The organism is Oleiphilus sp. HI0080 (genome assembly GCF_001635135.1).
The window spans coordinates 1-1,427 of sequence record NZ_LWFU01000625.1; the positions used below are offsets into that span (position 1 = coordinate 1).

Annotated in this window: 2 protein-coding genes; both read left to right on the forward strand. The window is 50.3% G+C overall.

All coding sequences use genetic code 11. The features are described 5' to 3' along the window. Nucleotides 1-40: 40 nt before the first annotated feature. Nucleotides 41-1,012, forward strand: coding sequence for a MucB/RseB C-terminal domain-containing protein (locus tag A3751_RS13665; RefSeq protein WP_068457008.1), 972 nt, complete (start codon nt 41-43; stop codon nt 1,010-1,012). Between the two features lie 3 nt (nt 1,013-1,015). Next, the coding region (locus A3751_RS13670; RefSeq protein ID WP_068457010.1) for a SoxR reducing system RseC family protein at nt 1,016-1,427 on the forward strand (412 nt) is incomplete at its 3' end.

The window sequence follows — 1,427 nt, forward strand, 5'->3', positions numbered from 1 at the left end:
GCGGGGTTGGTAGTTGGTGTTTAAGCTTGGAATCTTATCCATGATATTAAGAAAAACCTCAGTGCTGTTGATGCCGGTGCTCGCGTTGTTGCTGGTGTTATCAAGCATCGCCCGAGCGGATGGCGATGACGCTGGAGAGTGGATAAGCAAAATGCGCGCTGCGGCAACCAATGAGTCTTATCGCGGCGTGTTTATGTTTTCACGCGGTAAGATGAGCAGCTCCATGAGGGTAGTGCATCGATACTATCAGGGACAGGAGCAGGAGCGCCTCACCCAGTTAGACGGAGCAATGGGTGAAATTCTGCGTCGAGGTAGCGAGGTGATGTGCCTGATTAATGGGCAGAGGCTGGTTCAGCTCGATAAAAAAGAATTTGAAAACCCTGTGAGTGCCGCGTTTGAAGGGTTTATGCCAGGGCACAAATACTATTTTGTTCATAAGCAAGGCTATGAGCGTGTTGTTGATCGATCTGCGGTGAAGCTCGAAATTAGTGCGAAAGATGCACTCCGCTATAGCTACCATTTGTGGCTAGATCAGCGTTCAGGTTTGTTGCTCAAATCGCAAGTGATCGGTTTAAAAGGGCAGGCGCTAGAAAGTTTCCAGTTTACGCAACTAGAGTTGCCTACCGAGACGCGCGACGAAGAATTCGCTTTCGATCTTGATGATGAGGCCGTTTCACATCACTCTCTTCCGATGAGCGAGAAAGATCTTCGGTGGCCGGAAAGGCTCGCATGGGAGGCAGAGTTCATTCCACCAGGTTTTATGCAAGTTGAATCATCTACGACGAATGGCAATGTCATTTTGTTCTCCGATGGCCTGGCGAATTACACGGTGTTTGTCGAACTTAAAGGTAAACAGGAGCTACCCGAGGGCGCATCGATCGTTGGCGCGACCGTCATCTATATCTCTCCTCTGATGTACAACGACAAGCAGTACACGGTGACTATTGTTGGTGAAATACCGCCGATGACCGCTATGAATATTGCCAAGGGCGTTCGCCCTGTAATGGAGTAAGAGGTGGCGATAGAGCGAGCCTTGGTGCTTGAGGTGCATGGAGATCAAGCGCTGATTCAAACTCAACGGCGAAGTGCTTGTCAGTCTTGTCAGCTAGAGAATTCCTGTGGTCAGGGCTTGGTTTCAAAAATGAGCACCGAGCGAAGTATGGAGTTGTGGCTCGACAACCGTCTTGGCGCGCAGGCCGGCCAAACGGTAACCATTTCCATCCCTGACGAAGGCTTGCTGCAGGCGTCCGTGTTGATGTTTGTCATTCCCTTATTGCTAATGGTCGTGGTCGCAGCATTTGCGATGCAGTTGGTTGGGGGAGATCTCGCTTCAATCGTTGGAGGCGTCGTAGGATTGTTGTTCGGATTTGTGATTGCTCGAAAGAAGAGTGCGTCCATGCACAGCGATGTGCGTTTTAAGCCCATCA